Below are 14,756 nucleotides of genomic sequence, written 5' to 3' on the forward strand. Positions count from 1 at the left end.
AATTTTTCACTTTTTTAATGCTTAATATTGAAGCTTGGACAAACGCCTTAAGTCCCCTTGTAATAAATGGAGCAAGGTTCTTAGCGTAGTGAACGGTAAAAAAACGCTGCTGTTTGAGCGCAGCGAGTTCAGCGTTTTCAGTTCACAAGCTTAGAACTTGCCCATTTATGGAGTGGGGTTTGTTTTTTGGTTACTTTTTGCCAAATTGCAAAAAGTAACGGGAAGCCTGAGTGACAAAATTTAAGGCAAAGGCGTAATATTTTAAAAGGCTTCTCAATCGCTGTAATTTCTGATTAAACCTAAGCTGTTACAATTTAGTAAAATCTGAAGAACAAACTTAAATTGATTGAAAACCAGTCTATAAAGGGAACAAAATGACTTATCGTGTTGGTATCGTAATGGACCCCATTGCCAATATTAAACCTCATAAAGACAGTTCTTTTGCCATGCTTTTGGAAGCACAACGCCGTGGTCACGAGCTGGTTTATATGCAACCAGAAGACCTCTACCTAAAAAACGGTCAAGCCTTTGCGATTAGTAGCGAGCTAAAGGTTTGGGATCGCACTATAGATGAACAATTTTATGGTTTTGGCAACTCGCATGATATTGCCTTAAACACCTTAGATATCATCTTAATTCGTCAAGACCCGCCTTTTAATAACGACTATCTTTACAGTACGCATATTCTTGAGCAAGCAGAGGCCGAGGGTGTTTTAGTGGTTAACAAACCGCAAAGCTTACGTGATGCTAATGAAAAACTATTTGCAAGTTGGTTTCCACAATGCATCCCACCAACAGTGGTTACCGCCAATGCGGATAAACTAAAAGAGTTTGTAAAGACGCATTTAGATACCATTCTAAAACCGCTGGATGCCATGGGTGGCGCCTCTATTTTTAGAGTACGCAAAGACGACCCCAATATGAACGTCATTATTGAGACCATGACCGACCATGGCAAACATCACATTATGGCGCAAACCTATATTCCAGAAATTAAAGCCGGCGACAAACGTATACTCTTAATCAACGGTGAGCCTATTGATTACACCTTAGCTCGCATACCCGCAGAAGGCGAAACACGTGGCAATATTGCCGCTGGCGGAACCGGCGTTGGAATGGAAATTACCGAACGTGAACGTTGGCTATGCAGCGAAATAGCGCCTACTCTAAAAGCCAAAGGTCTCTATTTTGTTGGTTTAGATGTGATTGGAGATTACATCACTGAAATTAATGTCACCAGCCCAACCTGTATTAGAGAATTAGATAGTCAGTTCAACCTAAATATATCCGGAATCTTATTTGATTGTTTAGAAAGCCAACTAGCATCTCATTAAAACCTTATTTTTTTGGTTAACTTGAATAACTTTAACCGCATTGGATTAAACACTCCATGACAACAACTCGCTTACCTTCTTTTTGGTTTATTAAGCTTTTTATCTTCGCTTCTATTCTGACTTTTATGGGCTGCAATAATCCACCAACGCCCCCTATTAAAGCCAGCTTAATTGTATTTGGAACCACTGTTGATATTACGGTTTATAGCGCTGATAAAAATAAAGCTAATCAAGCAATTCACCAAGTAGAACAAACTTTTCAAACCATGCATCACGAATGGCATGCTTGGGAAAAAGGCGGGATTGTCAGTAAAATCAATCAAGCTATCGCTAAAAAAACATCAATAGAAATCCCCAATTCAGTGGCTGATTTCATTATTAAATCTCAAAAATTAAGTCAACAAAGTTTAGGCCTTTTTGATCCAGGCATTGGAAGCTTAGTTGAGCTATGGGGGTTTCATTCCGAAAACTGGCAAGGCCCCCCGCCAAGTGCTGAAAAAATTCAAAATTGGCTTAACCACAAACCCTCTATTGCCGATATTAAAATAAAAAACAATCAGCTAACCAGTAAAAACCCTTATGTACAGCTCGACTTTGGCGGCAATGCTAAAGGCCTGGCCATTGATATTGCACTTAAAACCCTTAAAGATGCGGGCATTAAACATGCCTTGGTTAGCATTGGTGGAGACATGAAAGCTTTGGGTTTAAAAAACAACCAGGCCTGGTCAATTGGTATTCAAAACCCACAAAAGCCAAGTCAAGCGATGGCTAAAATAGAGTTAAAAGGAGGTGAAAGTATTGTTACCTCAGGAAATTATGAACGCTATTTTGAATGGCAAGGCAAACGCTACTCGCATATTTTAGACCCTGGTACGGGCTATCCATCCAACAGTTTTTCATCGGTTACGGTTATCCATAAAGATGCCACCACCGCCGATTCAGCAGCGACTGCAATTTTAGTCGCCGGCCCTAAACGCTGGTTAGCCGTAGCTAAGTCAATGGGGATTGAGCAAGTTTTTTGTATTGATAATCAAGGGCAAATCAGGCAAACAAAACAGATGGCAAAACGCCTTAAACTGCTATAATTTCTCAATGAATCAAATGAACTCGCTTGAACACCACTTTCTCATCGCTATGCCGGCCCTAGAGAATAGCTGGTTTGAAAAAACCGTTATCTATATTGTAGAAGACAATCAACATGGTGCTATGGGGTTGGTCATCAACTTACCCAATAAAATCAATACCATTGAACTTCTAGAACATTTTGACCTTCCTATTCCAGAAGGTGCCGACTATCTAGAACAAAGAGTGCTTATTGGTGGCCCGGTTGATTTAGAGCGTGGCTTTATTTTGCATAATGGTAACCGAGAGTGGAAAAGCTCGATGAGCCTGCCTGATAACTTAAATATGACCGTCTCAGAAGACTTTTTAGAAGCATTAAGTGTAGGTGATGCACCGGAGCACTTTTTAGTTTGTCTTGGCTTTGCCGGTTGGGAACCCGGGCAACTTGCTAATGAAATTCAAGAAAATAGTTGGTTAACTATTCCTTACAACCAAAGCTTATTATTTGAAACCCAAATAGAAGAGCGTTGGCAAGTTGCATTAGGAACCTTAGGTATTTCACCAGAATTCTTGAGCAGTGAGGCAGGTAATGCCTAATTCAGCGCAAACCAAACAGCCCGTTAAACCCAAAGGAGTTGTGATTGGTTTTGATTTTGGCTTACGTAGAATAGGCGTTGCCATAGGACAAACCATCACTCAAACAGCCGCGCCACAAGCGATAGTAAACAGTAAAGACGGTAAACCGGATTGGGAACATATCACCAAACTGTTTGAACAATGGCAGCCCGTTGCTATTGTTGTTGGCTTGCCAATGCGATTAGATGGAACTGAACAAGCATTAACCCAACCTGCTCGCAAATTTGGACAACGTTTAAGTGGCCGTTATAATCGACCTATCTTCTATATAGAAGAACAACTAAGCTCAATAGAAGCAGAAAACCGCGGTTTAAAACAAAAACATATTGATGATCATGCCGCCCAAATTTTATTAGAAAACTGGTTGCAGTCATAAATTCATTGCAACCTTACTTTAAATACTGAATGAGACATTCGAATGACTGAACTCGACATTGATGTTCCACAACTCATTACCCAAATCTGCGAACAAATTAAACAAAAACCTATGTTTGCCCAATCTCCCAAAATGATTGGGATTCGAACAGGTGGTGAATGGATTGCCCAAAAAATACACCAGCAACTCGAACTGAGTGACGAGTTAGGTGTTATTGATATTAACTTCTACCGAGATGATTTCTCAAAAACTGGATTAAATCCAACCGTCAAGCCGTCACATATTCCTTGGGATGTTGATAATCAACATATTATTTTAGTCGATGACGTTTTATATACAGGGCGTACAACCCGCGCCGCCTTAAATGAAATTTTTGATTATGGCCGCCCTGCTAGTGTCACTTTAGTGACCTTAGTTGACCGTAAAGGCTGCCGAGAACTTCCTTTTCAAGCTGACATCATTGGCGAAAGTTTAGAATGTAGCCAAACCATTAAGTTAACTGGTCCTGAACCTTTAAAAGTGACAATTTTAGAGACACAAGAGGAAACAGCATGAGTTCAAAATTAGCTGGCCCCAATATCCAACTCAATGAATTGGGAAAATTGAAGCACTTTTTAACCTTAGAAGGATTAAAAGCGCATCATTTAACCGAGATTTTGGATACCGCAGAATCTTTTATTAATCCTGTTACCAACGAGATTAAAAAAGTACCGATTTTGCGTGGTAAAAGCATTATGAACCTATTTTTTGAACCTAGTACACGAACTCGTACTACGTTTGAAATTGCCGAAAAGCGTCTTTCTGCTGACATAGAAAGTTTAGATATTCAAACCTCTGCAACCAAAAAAGGTGAATCTCTGCTTGATACCCTATGGAATTTACAGGCCATGCAAGCAGACATGTTTGTTATCCGCCATGCCGAAAGTGGAGCGGCACATTTTTTCTCCCAGCACGTTGCGCCGCATGTTCATGTCATGAATGCCGGAGATGGTCAACACGCCCACCCTACTCAAGCCATGCTCGATATGTATACCATTCGCAAACATAAGGGTGATATTTATGATTTAACCGTTGCCATTATTGGGGATGTTTTGCACTCTAGAGTGGTTCGTTCACAAATCCAAGCTTTAAGTATTTTAGAAGCACGTGAAATCCGAGTTATTGGCCCTAAGACCCTTATGCCAGAGTCTCCAGAAGCGCTTGGGGTTCACGTTTATCATAATATGGAAGAAGGTCTTAAAGATGTCGATGTCATCATAATGGTTAGGCTTCAAAATGAGCGCATGACCAGTGCCTTAATTCCTAGTGAAAAAGAGTTTTTTAAAGTATATGGCCTAACAGAAGAACGCTTGGCATTAGCCAAACCCGATGCCATTGTTATGCACCCTGGCCCGATCAACCGCGGGGTAGAGATTGACTCTGCGGTTGCTGATGGTTCCCAATCCGTTATTTTAGAACAGGTAACATACGGCATTGCGGTAAGAATGGCTGTTATGGCAATTATCATGAGTAATGCAGCCCAACTTTCACAACACAAACTAGAACAAGAGCAGCAAGCAAACCTTGATTTAATTGAACAGAACAACCAAGCGGAGGGCACACTGTGAGACGCATTATTAAAAACGGTCGTGTCATCGACCCTAGCCAAAACCTTGATAAAGTCACCAATGTGTATTTTTCACGTGGCCGAATTGTCGCGGTTAGCGATGAAGCTCCAGAAGGGTTTAATGCAGATCAAGAAGTGGATGCAACAGGTAAATGGGTTTTACCAGGCCTGGTAGATTTACACGCACGTTTAGGCGAACCAGGAAGCCAATACACCGGAAGTATTGCCTCAGAAACCAAAGCCGCCGTATCCGGAGGGATTACCAGTATTTGCTGCCCTCCGGATACTGCACCCGTTAACGACTCTCAAGCTGTAACCGAGCTCATTCAACGTCGTGGCCGTCAGGCTGCTACGGCTTTTGTTATGCCAATTGGAGCGATGACTCAAGGTTTAGATGGCGAGCGTTTAAGCAACTCATTCTCTCTCAAAGATGCAGGATGTATTGCATTAAGCCAAGCCAATAAACCTATTCAAAATTCATTAACCCTTAAAAATGCACTCGAGTACAACTCAACCCTAGATATTCCTATCTTTTTGCGCAGTGAAGATAAACAACTCCGTAATGGGGGCATTGCGCATAGTGGCCCAGTCAGTTCTCGATTAGGCTTACCTGAAAACCCTCCTGCTGCAGAAACCGCTGCACTGGCGAGAGATTTAGTTTTAGTTGAACAATCAGGCGTTAAAGCTCATTTTTCACAGCTATCTTGCGCTCGTTCTGTTGAACTCATTGCCGATGCTAAAAAACGTGGTTTACCCGTTACCTGTGATGTGGCCATTCATCAGTTACACCTTTCAGAAATGGATTTACTAGGATTCAATAGTCTATTTAACGTCTCCCCTCCACTGCGTAGCATGAGTGATAAACAGGCGCTTATCTATGGTGTCAAAACCGGAGTTATTGATGCCATTGTCAGTGACCATACCCCATTAGACCGCGACGCTAAATTACTCCCCTTTGGTGAAAGTGCCCCAGGCATTAGTGGATTAGAAACCTTAATGGCTTTAGTTTTAAAACTAGTTCAAAATGGTGATTTAGACTTAATGACAGCGGTGCGATCTGTCACCCAAAAACCTGCTGAAATCATCGATTGCAAAACGGGCTGTTTAACAGAAGGTCATTCTGCAGATATTTGCATTGTAGATCCTGAAGCCATTTGGACATTAGACACTCAACAGATGCTAAGTAAAGGCAAAAATACCCCTTTTGCCGGCTGGGAATTTGTGGGACAAGTAGAACAAACCTTCTTCCAAGGAAGACCTGTTTTTCGTTTATAACGAGTTTATTGCAACTCGATACCCTCTCATAAAATAAACTGGGTTAAAGTGATTAGTGAGTTGCAACGAATTTAGAGTATCCATATTTTGTGATTGATTATCCAATATTGTAAAAATTAACCACGAAGACACAGAGGCACGAAGATAAAAAAATAAATAAAAGCGATTACAAAATCATATCCTAACGTTATTAACTCATGCCTATAAGCTTTGCATTTGTATAGTTTAACAGCGATTAATTTATTACGTTTAGTTTCGTTATTCGTTAAATTTAAGTTGGTATTAAATATTAGAAATCTTCGTGCTTTTGTGTCTTCGTGGTTAAAAGATTTATTTAATCAATCATAAAATACATATACCCCAAATTTATAAACCACAACATTTTAGGCTCTGCGATTTTTATGTCTTGCTATTCACTCAATAAACCTGCCAGTCAAACCGAACAACTTAATGGTTTTTGGATGGTTAGTCTGACCTTGAATGAAAAAATCCCATTGTCAGAGGGGTTAACATCACACTTTTATTTAAAAGATATCCCAAACATCTCTTTAGCCTTATTTGAGCATGCTAAAGATAATCCCTCTACAAATTATCAGTTTTTAACAAACCAGCCTCTACCGCAAATAGCTCTTGATAACAGCACCACTCTTTGCCTTGAATCAAGTTCAAATATCAGCTTACCTGAAGCCTCTCAACCCTTGCTTATATTGGCAAGTAACCTCTATATAGCCAATGCATTTGCCTTAGCCAAAAATAGAAGTCTCAATCATCCACAGAGCATCACCAATGTCATTCTCTCAACCGAAAACTTATTTCCTTTTGTTGTAAAACCGGCTCGTTACCTAATGGATGAAATGCCTGCAGAAGCGATTGGTGCTTGCACCTTACTGGAGGATTGGAAAATTCAAAACCGATTAGCCTCTTCAGAGGGGCTACCAGGCAGTTTTGGGGGAAGCTTAGATGAAATTTTGTCTGAATGGCTTGCCGCCAAACAGTTTAACAATCAAAATTTGTTAGAAATTGAAACTTGGCAAATCATCATCTTTGCTGAGAAAGAATTTCAAAAAAAATGCCTAAATGTCATCCAACAGCATGATTGGATTAAACATTTAGGCACTATATAAGGTACACAATAATGTATAGAATAAGGTATAGACTCCTTTGCAAGAGTCGATAAATCTATAAAAAGGCTTTGTTTAAACCTACAAAATCATTCTTCTAAACCATTAACCGAAGCCGCTTTTTTACGCGTCATTTTAGCCATATTTTCTAAATCTTTAGCGGCAGTATGTAAAGCTAATTGCGCTGTTGAACCTAAAGCCGCTTCAACTAAAATATGCAGTTCACCATAATTATCTTCTGTTAATAACGCTCTTTGTTGCGTATTTAAACTTTTTTTAAAACCTTCAACCACATTGGTGGCATGCTTTTCAATATTCATTTTTTACTCCAATCACTAAGCTTTAGGTAGTGTTTTTTAATTAACTTACAGAGACCTTTGCACGAGGTAGGTGCGAAAGAAAAATGAGAGAAAATTTGCCTGATTGCGGCGGAAAGCGCAGGGAATAGCTAGCTATTCGCAAGTTGTCGCCCAACGGAAGTACCCTTGGGGTACAACAAAAATCAGGTGAATTTTAACCATTTTTACTCGTGCATACTCTCGTGCAAAGGTCTCTTAAATTTAATCGTTCTGAAAAATATCTTCACCCGAACTGACAATTAAAGGGTCCGGTATTCCTACAATTTTTTCATCCTTACCATCGTATGGAATCTGACTCAAAACATGACGCATTGTTTCTATACGTGCACGTTTTTTATCATTTGATTTCACCACTGTCCATGGTGCATGGCTGGTATTGGTATAGAAAAACATATCTTCTTTAGCGCGCGTATAATCATCCCATCGATCAAGCGAGGCTAAATCCATTGGACTTAACTTCCACTGTTTTAATGGGTCAGTTTTACGTGCATTAAAACGTCTTAACTGCTCTTTACGCCCTACGGAGAACCAAAACTTCATAATGCGTACACCATCCGCTTGAATCATACGTTCAAATTCTGGGGCTTGGTGCATAAACAAGGTGTATTCTTGAGGCTTACAAAATCCCATTACACGCTCAACTCCAGCTCGGTTGTACCAAGAACGGTCAAATAGAACAATCTCTCCCGCTGTTGGCATATTTTCAATATAACGCTGAAAATACCATTGACCCTTTTCGATTTCACTCGGTTTATCAAGGGCTACCACTCGAGCACCACGAGGATTAAGGTGTTCCATCATACGTTTTATTGTGCCCCCTTTCCCGGCAGCATCACGCCCTTCAAAGACTAAAACAATACGTTCATCATTCTCTTTTACCCACTTCTGCAACTTTAAAAGTTCAATTTGTAAAGAACGCTTTGTTTTTTCATATTCATCACGGCTAATCTTTTCTTTATAAGGGTAGTTATTTTGACTGGACTTAACTTTTTTCACTCTATCCTCCTGCTTAAATTATTCAGTATTTATAATTAAACTATACTCCCTATCAAAAGATTATTCTGTAGGGTTATACAAGATTTTTTTTAATAATTGATTAAGAATAATTTACATTTATAAAACTAAAAGAGAACTTTTTGAAGGTCGGTGACCGTATTAAAAAGCACCAGGCCTGGTAATTGATTAAAATATACTTATTTACCCAACTATAAAAACGACTGGATTACTGATGTCTGATTCTATTATTACCCGTTATGAAAACGTTAAACACCGAATTAACCAGGCCTGCTTAAATGCCAAACGTGCCCCTGAATCTGTGCATTTATTGGCCGTAAGTAAAACCAAGCCAATTGAAGACATTAAACAATTAGCAGAACATGGCCAAGTTGCTTTTGGTGAAAATTACCTGCAAGAAGCGCTAAGTAAAATTGAAGTTTTGCCTAACCTTGAATGGCATTTTATTGGTCCGATTCAATCTAATAAAACAAAACCGATAGCCGAAAACTTTCAATGGGTGCATAGTGTTGATCGCTTAAAAATTGCTCAACGTTTAAGCATGCAACGCCCTGAAGCCTTACCACCGTTAAACATTTTACTGGAAATCAATATTAGTGAAGCGCCTTCAAAAGCGGGATTTACCCCTAAAGAGTTATTAGAAATTGCACCGCAAATTGCCCAGCTTCCTAATTTACAATTAAGAGGACTAATGGCCATTCCTCAACCGGCTGCTTCTTTAGAAGAACAACGTAAACCCTTTACTGAGATGCATCAGCTTTTATCTAAATTACAGGATTCATTACCCAACCAAAATCTGGATACCTTATCAATGGGAATGTCAGGAGATTTGGAAGCCGCGATTTATGAAGGCGCAAGCATTGTGCGAATAGGAACTGATATTTTTGGTGCCAGAGACTATAGCCAAAAATAACATGTAAAAGCTTCGATGTATTCAAAAAGTACAGCGATTGAGAAGCCTTTTGAAGTATTAGCCTTTGCCTTAATCTTTAAACAGGCTTCTCAATATTTATACTGTCTGATTAAATCTAAGCTTTTATCACTTAATCATTATTCACAAGATTTTCTTCTGGCAAAGGCGTTTCACTATTTTCTGTTGGCGTTACTTCAGTGGGCTCTTGTAAAGTCTTTTCTGACTCTTTATTTGCCATTGCCATTAATTCTTCATGAAACGCACGAACTCTTTCTAACCAACCAGGGCGAGTATCTTGATCAGGAAAACGCTGAGCATTGATTTCGCCCATTAATCCATTTAAGAAATCTTGAGAGTTTTGAAACTGCTCGTCTAAATGATTAATTGTGTCTTGCCAAGTTTGTAAATACGGCGGTAAATCGGCCATATTCACGCCATAGTCATCAGCCGTTTCATCAGTTTCTTCTGGGTTAGTCTGCTTTTGCACGTCACTATATTCTGCCAAAGCCGCTTGTTGTTGGCGAACAGCCATAGATTCAGACTGAGTCAAATTAAGACTAATGCTACTTAACTGTCCAAAATCAATTTGAAGCTCATTTGCTTGTTGTAAAGCCTTCTCAATATTGCCATCAAAAAATTGATTGGATAATGTGTCTACCTGTTCAAATACATCAAATACCGCTTTAAGCTCATCTTCATTTAAATCGCCGTCTACGCTAAAAGCAAACTGCTCTTCAAATGCCGTCATTTCCATCGCTTCTCGACTATCAAACTGACGCACGCCTTTAGGCCCTTGTTCTTCTGAATGCATCTCTTTATAAGATTGATACTGTGCATACAATTGACGAAAATCTACCGAGACCTTATCGCCCTCTTTAGTGGTAAGTTGTAATCTCGTGGTTTCACTATATTGATAAGCCCGTTCCACTTGTTGCATACTGGCCATGGACTGCAGAGCTTTGCTACTTGGGTCATAGGAAACATCGCCCATATTCGCTTGTTGGGCAACTTGATCGGCTTGTTGTTTAGCTTTGGCTAATTCAGAAACATCCTGACCGGGTTTATTGTTTTTATTCGCATCTTTATTCTCAAAAAGTTGCTTTAAAAACGGATTATCAGTAATAGTATTTGGCATGGAACAATCCTCTTTCTTATCGCTAACCCTTGTGTAATCTACCTTGTGTAAGGTAACTTGTGTAATGCGACATTAAATAGTTTTGATTATAGATTAGAACTTTTATAAAAAAGTTATCGGCATAAAACTTATTAACTTTAATAATTTCATTGAGATAACGATTGTTTAATTCAAAATTTAATTTGAACTAAGAGGGTTTTGCGCGAGTCAGGTGTAAAAAAAATGCCTGATTTAAGTGAAAACCGTAACTAACCGCTCGCTATTTGGTAAGTTTTTGAACAAAAATCACACAGCTTTTAACCATTTTTATTCACGCAACCATCTCTTACAAAGGTCTCTTCTACAATTTCATATAAAAGATAGCGTATAATATTTTCTATCTTTTTACAGGCCATTTGTCTAAACATTTGACAGGAAATACTGAATAATTATGAATACTACTATCTGTTTTATTGGCGCAGGGAACATGGCGCAAAGTCTTATTGGCGGGTTAATAGCCAGTGGTTATAACCAACAGAACATTATTGCTACCGACCCTACTGAGGCGCAACGCAATGCGGTGACTCAAAAATTTGGCATTCACTGCTTAGCAGATAACGCAGAAGCCGTTTCTAAATCTGACATAGTGGTTTTAGCTGTTAAACCTCAGGTATTTGAATCAGTTTGCCAAACGATTACTGAGGCGGTTCAAGCGAAAAAACCGCTAATTATTTCGGTTGCCGCAGGCATTCGCTCAAACGATATTAACCGCTGGTTAGGTGATAACATGGCAATTGTTAGAACTATGCCAAATACCCCAGCCCTGATTCAAACTGGAGCAACGGGACTGTTTGCGAATGCATCCGTTTCTCAAGAGCAACAGAGCCAAGCTGAACACATTTTACGAGCGGCGGGAATTACGGTTTGGGTTGATGAAGAGTCTAAACTGGATGCGGTAACTGCTCTTTCTGGTAGTGGCCCAGCCTATTATTTTATGTTTATGGAAGCCATGGAACAAACCGCTCAAAAACTAGGCTTAGATGAAAAAACCGCCCATTTATTAACTTTGCAAACCGCTTTGGGAGCCTCAAAAATGGCCTTAGAGAGTCAGCAAGACTGTGCGACCTTACGTCAAAATGTGACCTCTCCAAATGGTACTACCGAAAAAGCTCTACAAAGCTTTGAAAATGCGGGATTACACCAAATAGTAGAAAACGCAATGAAAGCTTCACAAACCCGTGCACAAGAACTGGCAAATGAACTTGGAGGAAAAGCCTAATGGAAATGACTTCACCTGTTGGACAGGGCGGATTATTTTTAATGCAAGCCATCGTTGGCTTAGTTATTTTTGCGTTGATGTTACGATTTTTAATGCGGGCGACTTATGCCGATTGGAATAATCCTATTGTGCAGTTTATTGCAAAAGTAACGAACCCTGTTTGCGCTCCGCTTAATAAAATCATCCCCGCTAAAACTCGTTGGGACTGGTCAGCCATTATTTCTGCCGTGATTATTCAAGCAATATTTGTGGTTTTAGTGGGCTATTTTACGGCTCGTGATTTTAGTGTGCCGTTTATTGCTTTGGCTTCAATGACTGAAATTGCTAATCAATTATTAGATATGATGTTTTGGTTAATTATTATTCAAGCCGTATTAAGTTGGGTATCACCTGGATATAACCCAAATACCGTGATTTTCAATCAATTAACCCAGCCTATTTTAGATCCTTTTAGACGTCTAATCCCACCGATTAGCGGCATGGATTTATCGCCAATCTTTGCTATTTTAGCAATCAAACTTTTTCAAATTGTGGTGCTTGGATCAATCACCCAAATTGCTCAGCAAATGATAGGTTAAGAATCAATGTCCCAAAGTTTAGGTGTAATTACACCACAACTCCTTCAAGTAGAGCGCCCGCTAACCTTAGTAAGTGGTGCTGAACTGCCCCGTTATGACTTGGTTTATGAAACCTACGGCGAGCTAAATGCTGACGCTTCAAATGCCATATTAGTTTGCCATGCGTTAAGTGGTGACCACCATGTTGCCGGCCTAGATAAAGACCAAAAACCAGGTTGGTGGGATGGTTATATTGGACCAGGAAAACCGGTAGATACCAACAAATTCTTTGTCGTCAGTTCTAACAACTTAGGGGGTTGCCGCGGCAGTACTGGCCCCACTAGTCTTAACCCTGAAACAGGCAAAGTCTATGGTCCAGACTTTCCAATGATGACTTGTCGTGATTGGGTTAACAGTCAAAATGAATTACGTAAACATTTAGGTATTGAGCAATGGGCGGCCTTAATTGGTGGTTCTATGGGCGGAATGCAGGTTTTACAGTGGGCGATTGATTATCCTGATAAATTACGTCACGCCTTAGTTATTGCCGCCGCACCTAAACTCTCGGCGCAAAATATTGCGTTTAACGAAGTGGCGCGTCGCGCCATTATGACAGATCCAGAATTTCATGATGGACGTTACCTTGAAAACAATACCATTCCTAAACAAGGGCTTTCATTAGCCAGAATGTTAGGACATTTAACGTATCTATCTGATGACATGATGGGATCAAAGTTTGGACGTGAATTACGTGAAGACAAATTGCAATATAACTATGGGGTAGAGTTCCAGGTTGAGAGCTATTTACGCTATCAAGGTGAAAAATTTGCAACCAAACAGAACTTTGATGCCAATACTTATCTGCTCATGACTAAAGCCTTAGACTATTTTGACCCAGCAGCAGAGTTTGATCACAATTTAACAAAAGCCCTTGCTCAAGCAACCGCTAAGTTTTTAGTGGTTTCATTTACATCTGACTGGCGTTTTTCACCACAACGATCACATGAAATTGTAAAAGCATTATTGGATAACGATGCCAATGTGAGCTATGCGGAAGTAGAATCTGAACATGGTCATGATGCATTTTTATTACCCAATGAACATTATGAAGCAGTATTTAGAGCTTACATGCAAAAACTAGTTAATGAATTGCCTGAGCACAGTCAAAATGGAGAGCAAAAATGAAACAGATTTCTCCAGAGTTTAAACTTATCTCCGATTGGATAACCCCAAATAGCCGAGTTCTTGACTTAGGTTGCGGTGACGGTACTTTACTAGAGCACCTTATTGATACCTATTCAATTACCGGCTACGGAATGGAGTTAGACCCTAAAAAGAATGTGCAGGCTATTCAAAAAGATATTAATGTCATTCAAAGTGATTTAAACAACCATGATTTAGCGGAATACTTTGATGAAAACTCTTTTGATTTTGTCATTATGACCCAGGCCTTGCAAGTGGTGAGCCGTCCAGATGAATTATTAGATGACATGCTCGCCATTGGTAAACAGTGCATTATTACGTTTCCTAACTTTGGGCATTGGCGTATGCGCCTACAATTACTCACAAATGGTCGTATGCCAGAAACCGATACCCTTCCTTATCGCTGGTATGACACCCCCAATATTCATATGTGTACCTTTAATGACTTTGAAGATTTATGTGAAGAGAAAGGTTTAGAAGTCGTAGCCAGAACCGTTGTAAACGCACAACATCGCTCCACTATGGGCATGCGAATTGCCCCTAACTTATTAGGTGAAGTCGCTTTATATCAAGTACAAAAGAAATCGTAATCTAAACAAGAGTTTTGCACTAACCTCACTTGTGCAAAGCTCTCTAAAATTCAATTTGTTATATGTATTGTTATATGTAAAAAATTGAACTTAATCTGACATTTCAGCAGTCAATTACTATCCTAATTTAATAACAAATCATAATTAGATTTGAATTGTTTTCACTTTTGAATGATTAATATTGAAGCTTGGACAAACGCCTTAAGTCCCCTTGTAATAAATGGTGCAAGATTCTTAGCGTAGTGAACGGTAAAAAAACGCTGCTGTTTGAGCGTAGCGAGTTCAGCGTTTTCAGTTCACAAGCTTAGAACTTGCCT

The 14,756-nt window shown here is 39.5% G+C and carries 16 protein-coding genes; 13 read left to right on the top strand and 3 right to left on the bottom strand.

Going from position 1 to position 14,756, the window contains the following annotated elements; genetic code table 11:
* Positions 1 to 374 precede the first annotated feature (374 nt).
* The 8 genes from gshB to BS34_RS0109240 all read left to right on the top strand — a co-directional run bounded on the left by gshB (position 375) and on the right by BS34_RS0109240 (position 7,413).
* The gene (gene gshB, locus BS34_RS0109205; RefSeq protein WP_029408231.1) at positions 375 to 1,334 is read left to right on the top strand and encodes a glutathione synthase; all 960 of its coding nucleotides are present in this window, start codon (positions 375 to 377) and stop codon (positions 1,332 to 1,334) included.
* A 56-nt stretch (positions 1,335 to 1,390) separates the two neighbouring features.
* Positions 1,391 to 2,419 carry an FAD:protein FMN transferase gene (locus BS34_RS0109210; RefSeq protein ID WP_029408232.1) on the top strand — a complete coding sequence of 343 codons (1,029 nt, stop codon included), beginning with the start codon at positions 1,391 to 1,393 and terminating at the stop codon, positions 2,417 to 2,419.
* A gap of 16 nt (positions 2,420 to 2,435) precedes the next feature.
* Positions 2,436 to 2,993: a YqgE/AlgH family protein gene (locus BS34_RS0109215; RefSeq protein WP_038126621.1), complete on the top strand. Its 558-nt coding sequence runs from the start codon at positions 2,436 to 2,438 to the stop codon at positions 2,991 to 2,993.
* The gene (gene ruvX / locus BS34_RS0109220; protein ID WP_029408234.1) at positions 2,986 to 3,408 is read left to right on the top strand and encodes a Holliday junction resolvase RuvX; all 423 of its coding nucleotides are present in this window, start codon (positions 2,986 to 2,988) and stop codon (positions 3,406 to 3,408) included. Before BS34_RS0109215 ends, ruvX begins: the two co-directional genes overlap by 8 nt.
* 42 nt (positions 3,409 to 3,450) lie before the next feature.
* Entirely contained in the window at positions 3,451 to 3,963 is a 513-nt protein-coding gene (gene pyrR, locus BS34_RS0109225) for a bifunctional pyr operon transcriptional regulator/uracil phosphoribosyltransferase PyrR (protein ID WP_029408235.1), read from the top strand.
* Entirely contained in the window at positions 3,960 to 5,015 is a 1,056-nt protein-coding gene (locus BS34_RS0109230; RefSeq protein ID WP_038126339.1) for an aspartate carbamoyltransferase catalytic subunit, read from the top strand. The genes pyrR and BS34_RS0109230 overlap by 4 nt, the downstream gene beginning before the upstream one ends.
* Positions 5,012 to 6,289, top strand: coding sequence for a dihydroorotase (locus BS34_RS0109235; RefSeq protein ID WP_029408237.1), 1,278 nt, complete (start codon positions 5,012 to 5,014; stop codon positions 6,287 to 6,289). The genes BS34_RS0109230 and BS34_RS0109235 overlap by 4 nt, the downstream gene beginning before the upstream one ends.
* Positions 6,290 to 6,690: 401 nt before the next feature.
* Positions 6,691 to 7,413: a hypothetical protein gene (locus BS34_RS0109240; protein WP_029408238.1), complete on the top strand. Its 723-nt coding sequence runs from the start codon at positions 6,691 to 6,693 to the stop codon at positions 7,411 to 7,413.
* Positions 7,414 to 7,499: 86 nt separating this feature from the next.
* Here the strand turns inward: BS34_RS0109240 and BS34_RS0109245 are convergent, their stop codons facing one another.
* Positions 7,500 to 7,730 carry a hypothetical protein gene (locus BS34_RS0109245; RefSeq protein ID WP_029408239.1) on the bottom strand — a complete coding sequence of 77 codons (231 nt, stop codon included), beginning with the start codon at positions 7,728 to 7,730 and terminating at the stop codon, positions 7,500 to 7,502.
* A gap of 240 nt (positions 7,731 to 7,970) precedes the next feature.
* Positions 7,971 to 8,765 (bottom strand): polyphosphate kinase 2, encoded by a 795-nt coding sequence (gene ppk2, locus BS34_RS0109250; RefSeq protein WP_029408240.1) that lies wholly within the window; start codon positions 8,763 to 8,765, stop codon positions 7,971 to 7,973.
* Positions 8,766 to 8,997: 232 nt separating this feature from the next.
* Between ppk2 and BS34_RS0109255 the strand changes: the two genes are divergently transcribed.
* Positions 8,998 to 9,696, top strand: coding sequence for a YggS family pyridoxal phosphate-dependent enzyme (locus tag BS34_RS0109255; protein ID WP_029408241.1), 699 nt, complete (start codon positions 8,998 to 9,000; stop codon positions 9,694 to 9,696).
* Between the two features lie 130 nt (positions 9,697 to 9,826).
* On the opposite strand, the gene BS34_RS0109260 is transcribed toward BS34_RS0109255, so the two are convergent.
* Positions 9,827 to 10,831, bottom strand: coding sequence for a hypothetical protein (locus BS34_RS0109260; protein ID WP_051640778.1), 1,005 nt, complete (start codon positions 10,829 to 10,831; stop codon positions 9,827 to 9,829).
* 430 nt (positions 10,832 to 11,261) lie between these two features.
* Here BS34_RS0109260 and proC point away from each other — a divergent pair, with 430 nt between their 5' ends.
* The 4 genes from proC to metW are packed head-to-tail and all read left to right on the top strand — an operon-like array spanning position 11,262 to position 14,439.
* The gene (gene proC / locus BS34_RS0109265; protein WP_029408243.1) at positions 11,262 to 12,089 is read left to right on the top strand and encodes a pyrroline-5-carboxylate reductase; all 828 of its coding nucleotides are present in this window, start codon (positions 11,262 to 11,264) and stop codon (positions 12,087 to 12,089) included.
* Entirely contained in the window at positions 12,089 to 12,667 is a 579-nt protein-coding gene (locus tag BS34_RS0109270) for a YggT family protein (RefSeq protein WP_029408244.1), read from the top strand. Before proC ends, BS34_RS0109270 begins: the two co-directional genes overlap by 1 nt.
* Positions 12,668 to 12,673: 6 nt before the next feature.
* Positions 12,674 to 13,831, top strand: coding sequence for a homoserine O-succinyltransferase MetX (locus BS34_RS0109275; RefSeq protein WP_029408245.1), 1,158 nt, complete (start codon positions 12,674 to 12,676; stop codon positions 13,829 to 13,831).
* A gap of 5 nt (positions 13,832 to 13,836) precedes the next feature.
* Positions 13,837 to 14,439, top strand: coding sequence for a methionine biosynthesis protein MetW (gene metW, locus BS34_RS0109280; RefSeq protein WP_199774097.1), 603 nt, complete (start codon positions 13,837 to 13,839; stop codon positions 14,437 to 14,439).
* The last annotated feature ends 317 nt before the right edge of the window (positions 14,440 to 14,756 follow it).

The organism is Thiomicrorhabdus sp. Milos-T2 (assembly GCF_000702325.1).
Lineage (GTDB): Bacteria > Pseudomonadota > Gammaproteobacteria > Thiomicrospirales > Thiomicrospiraceae > Thiomicrorhabdus.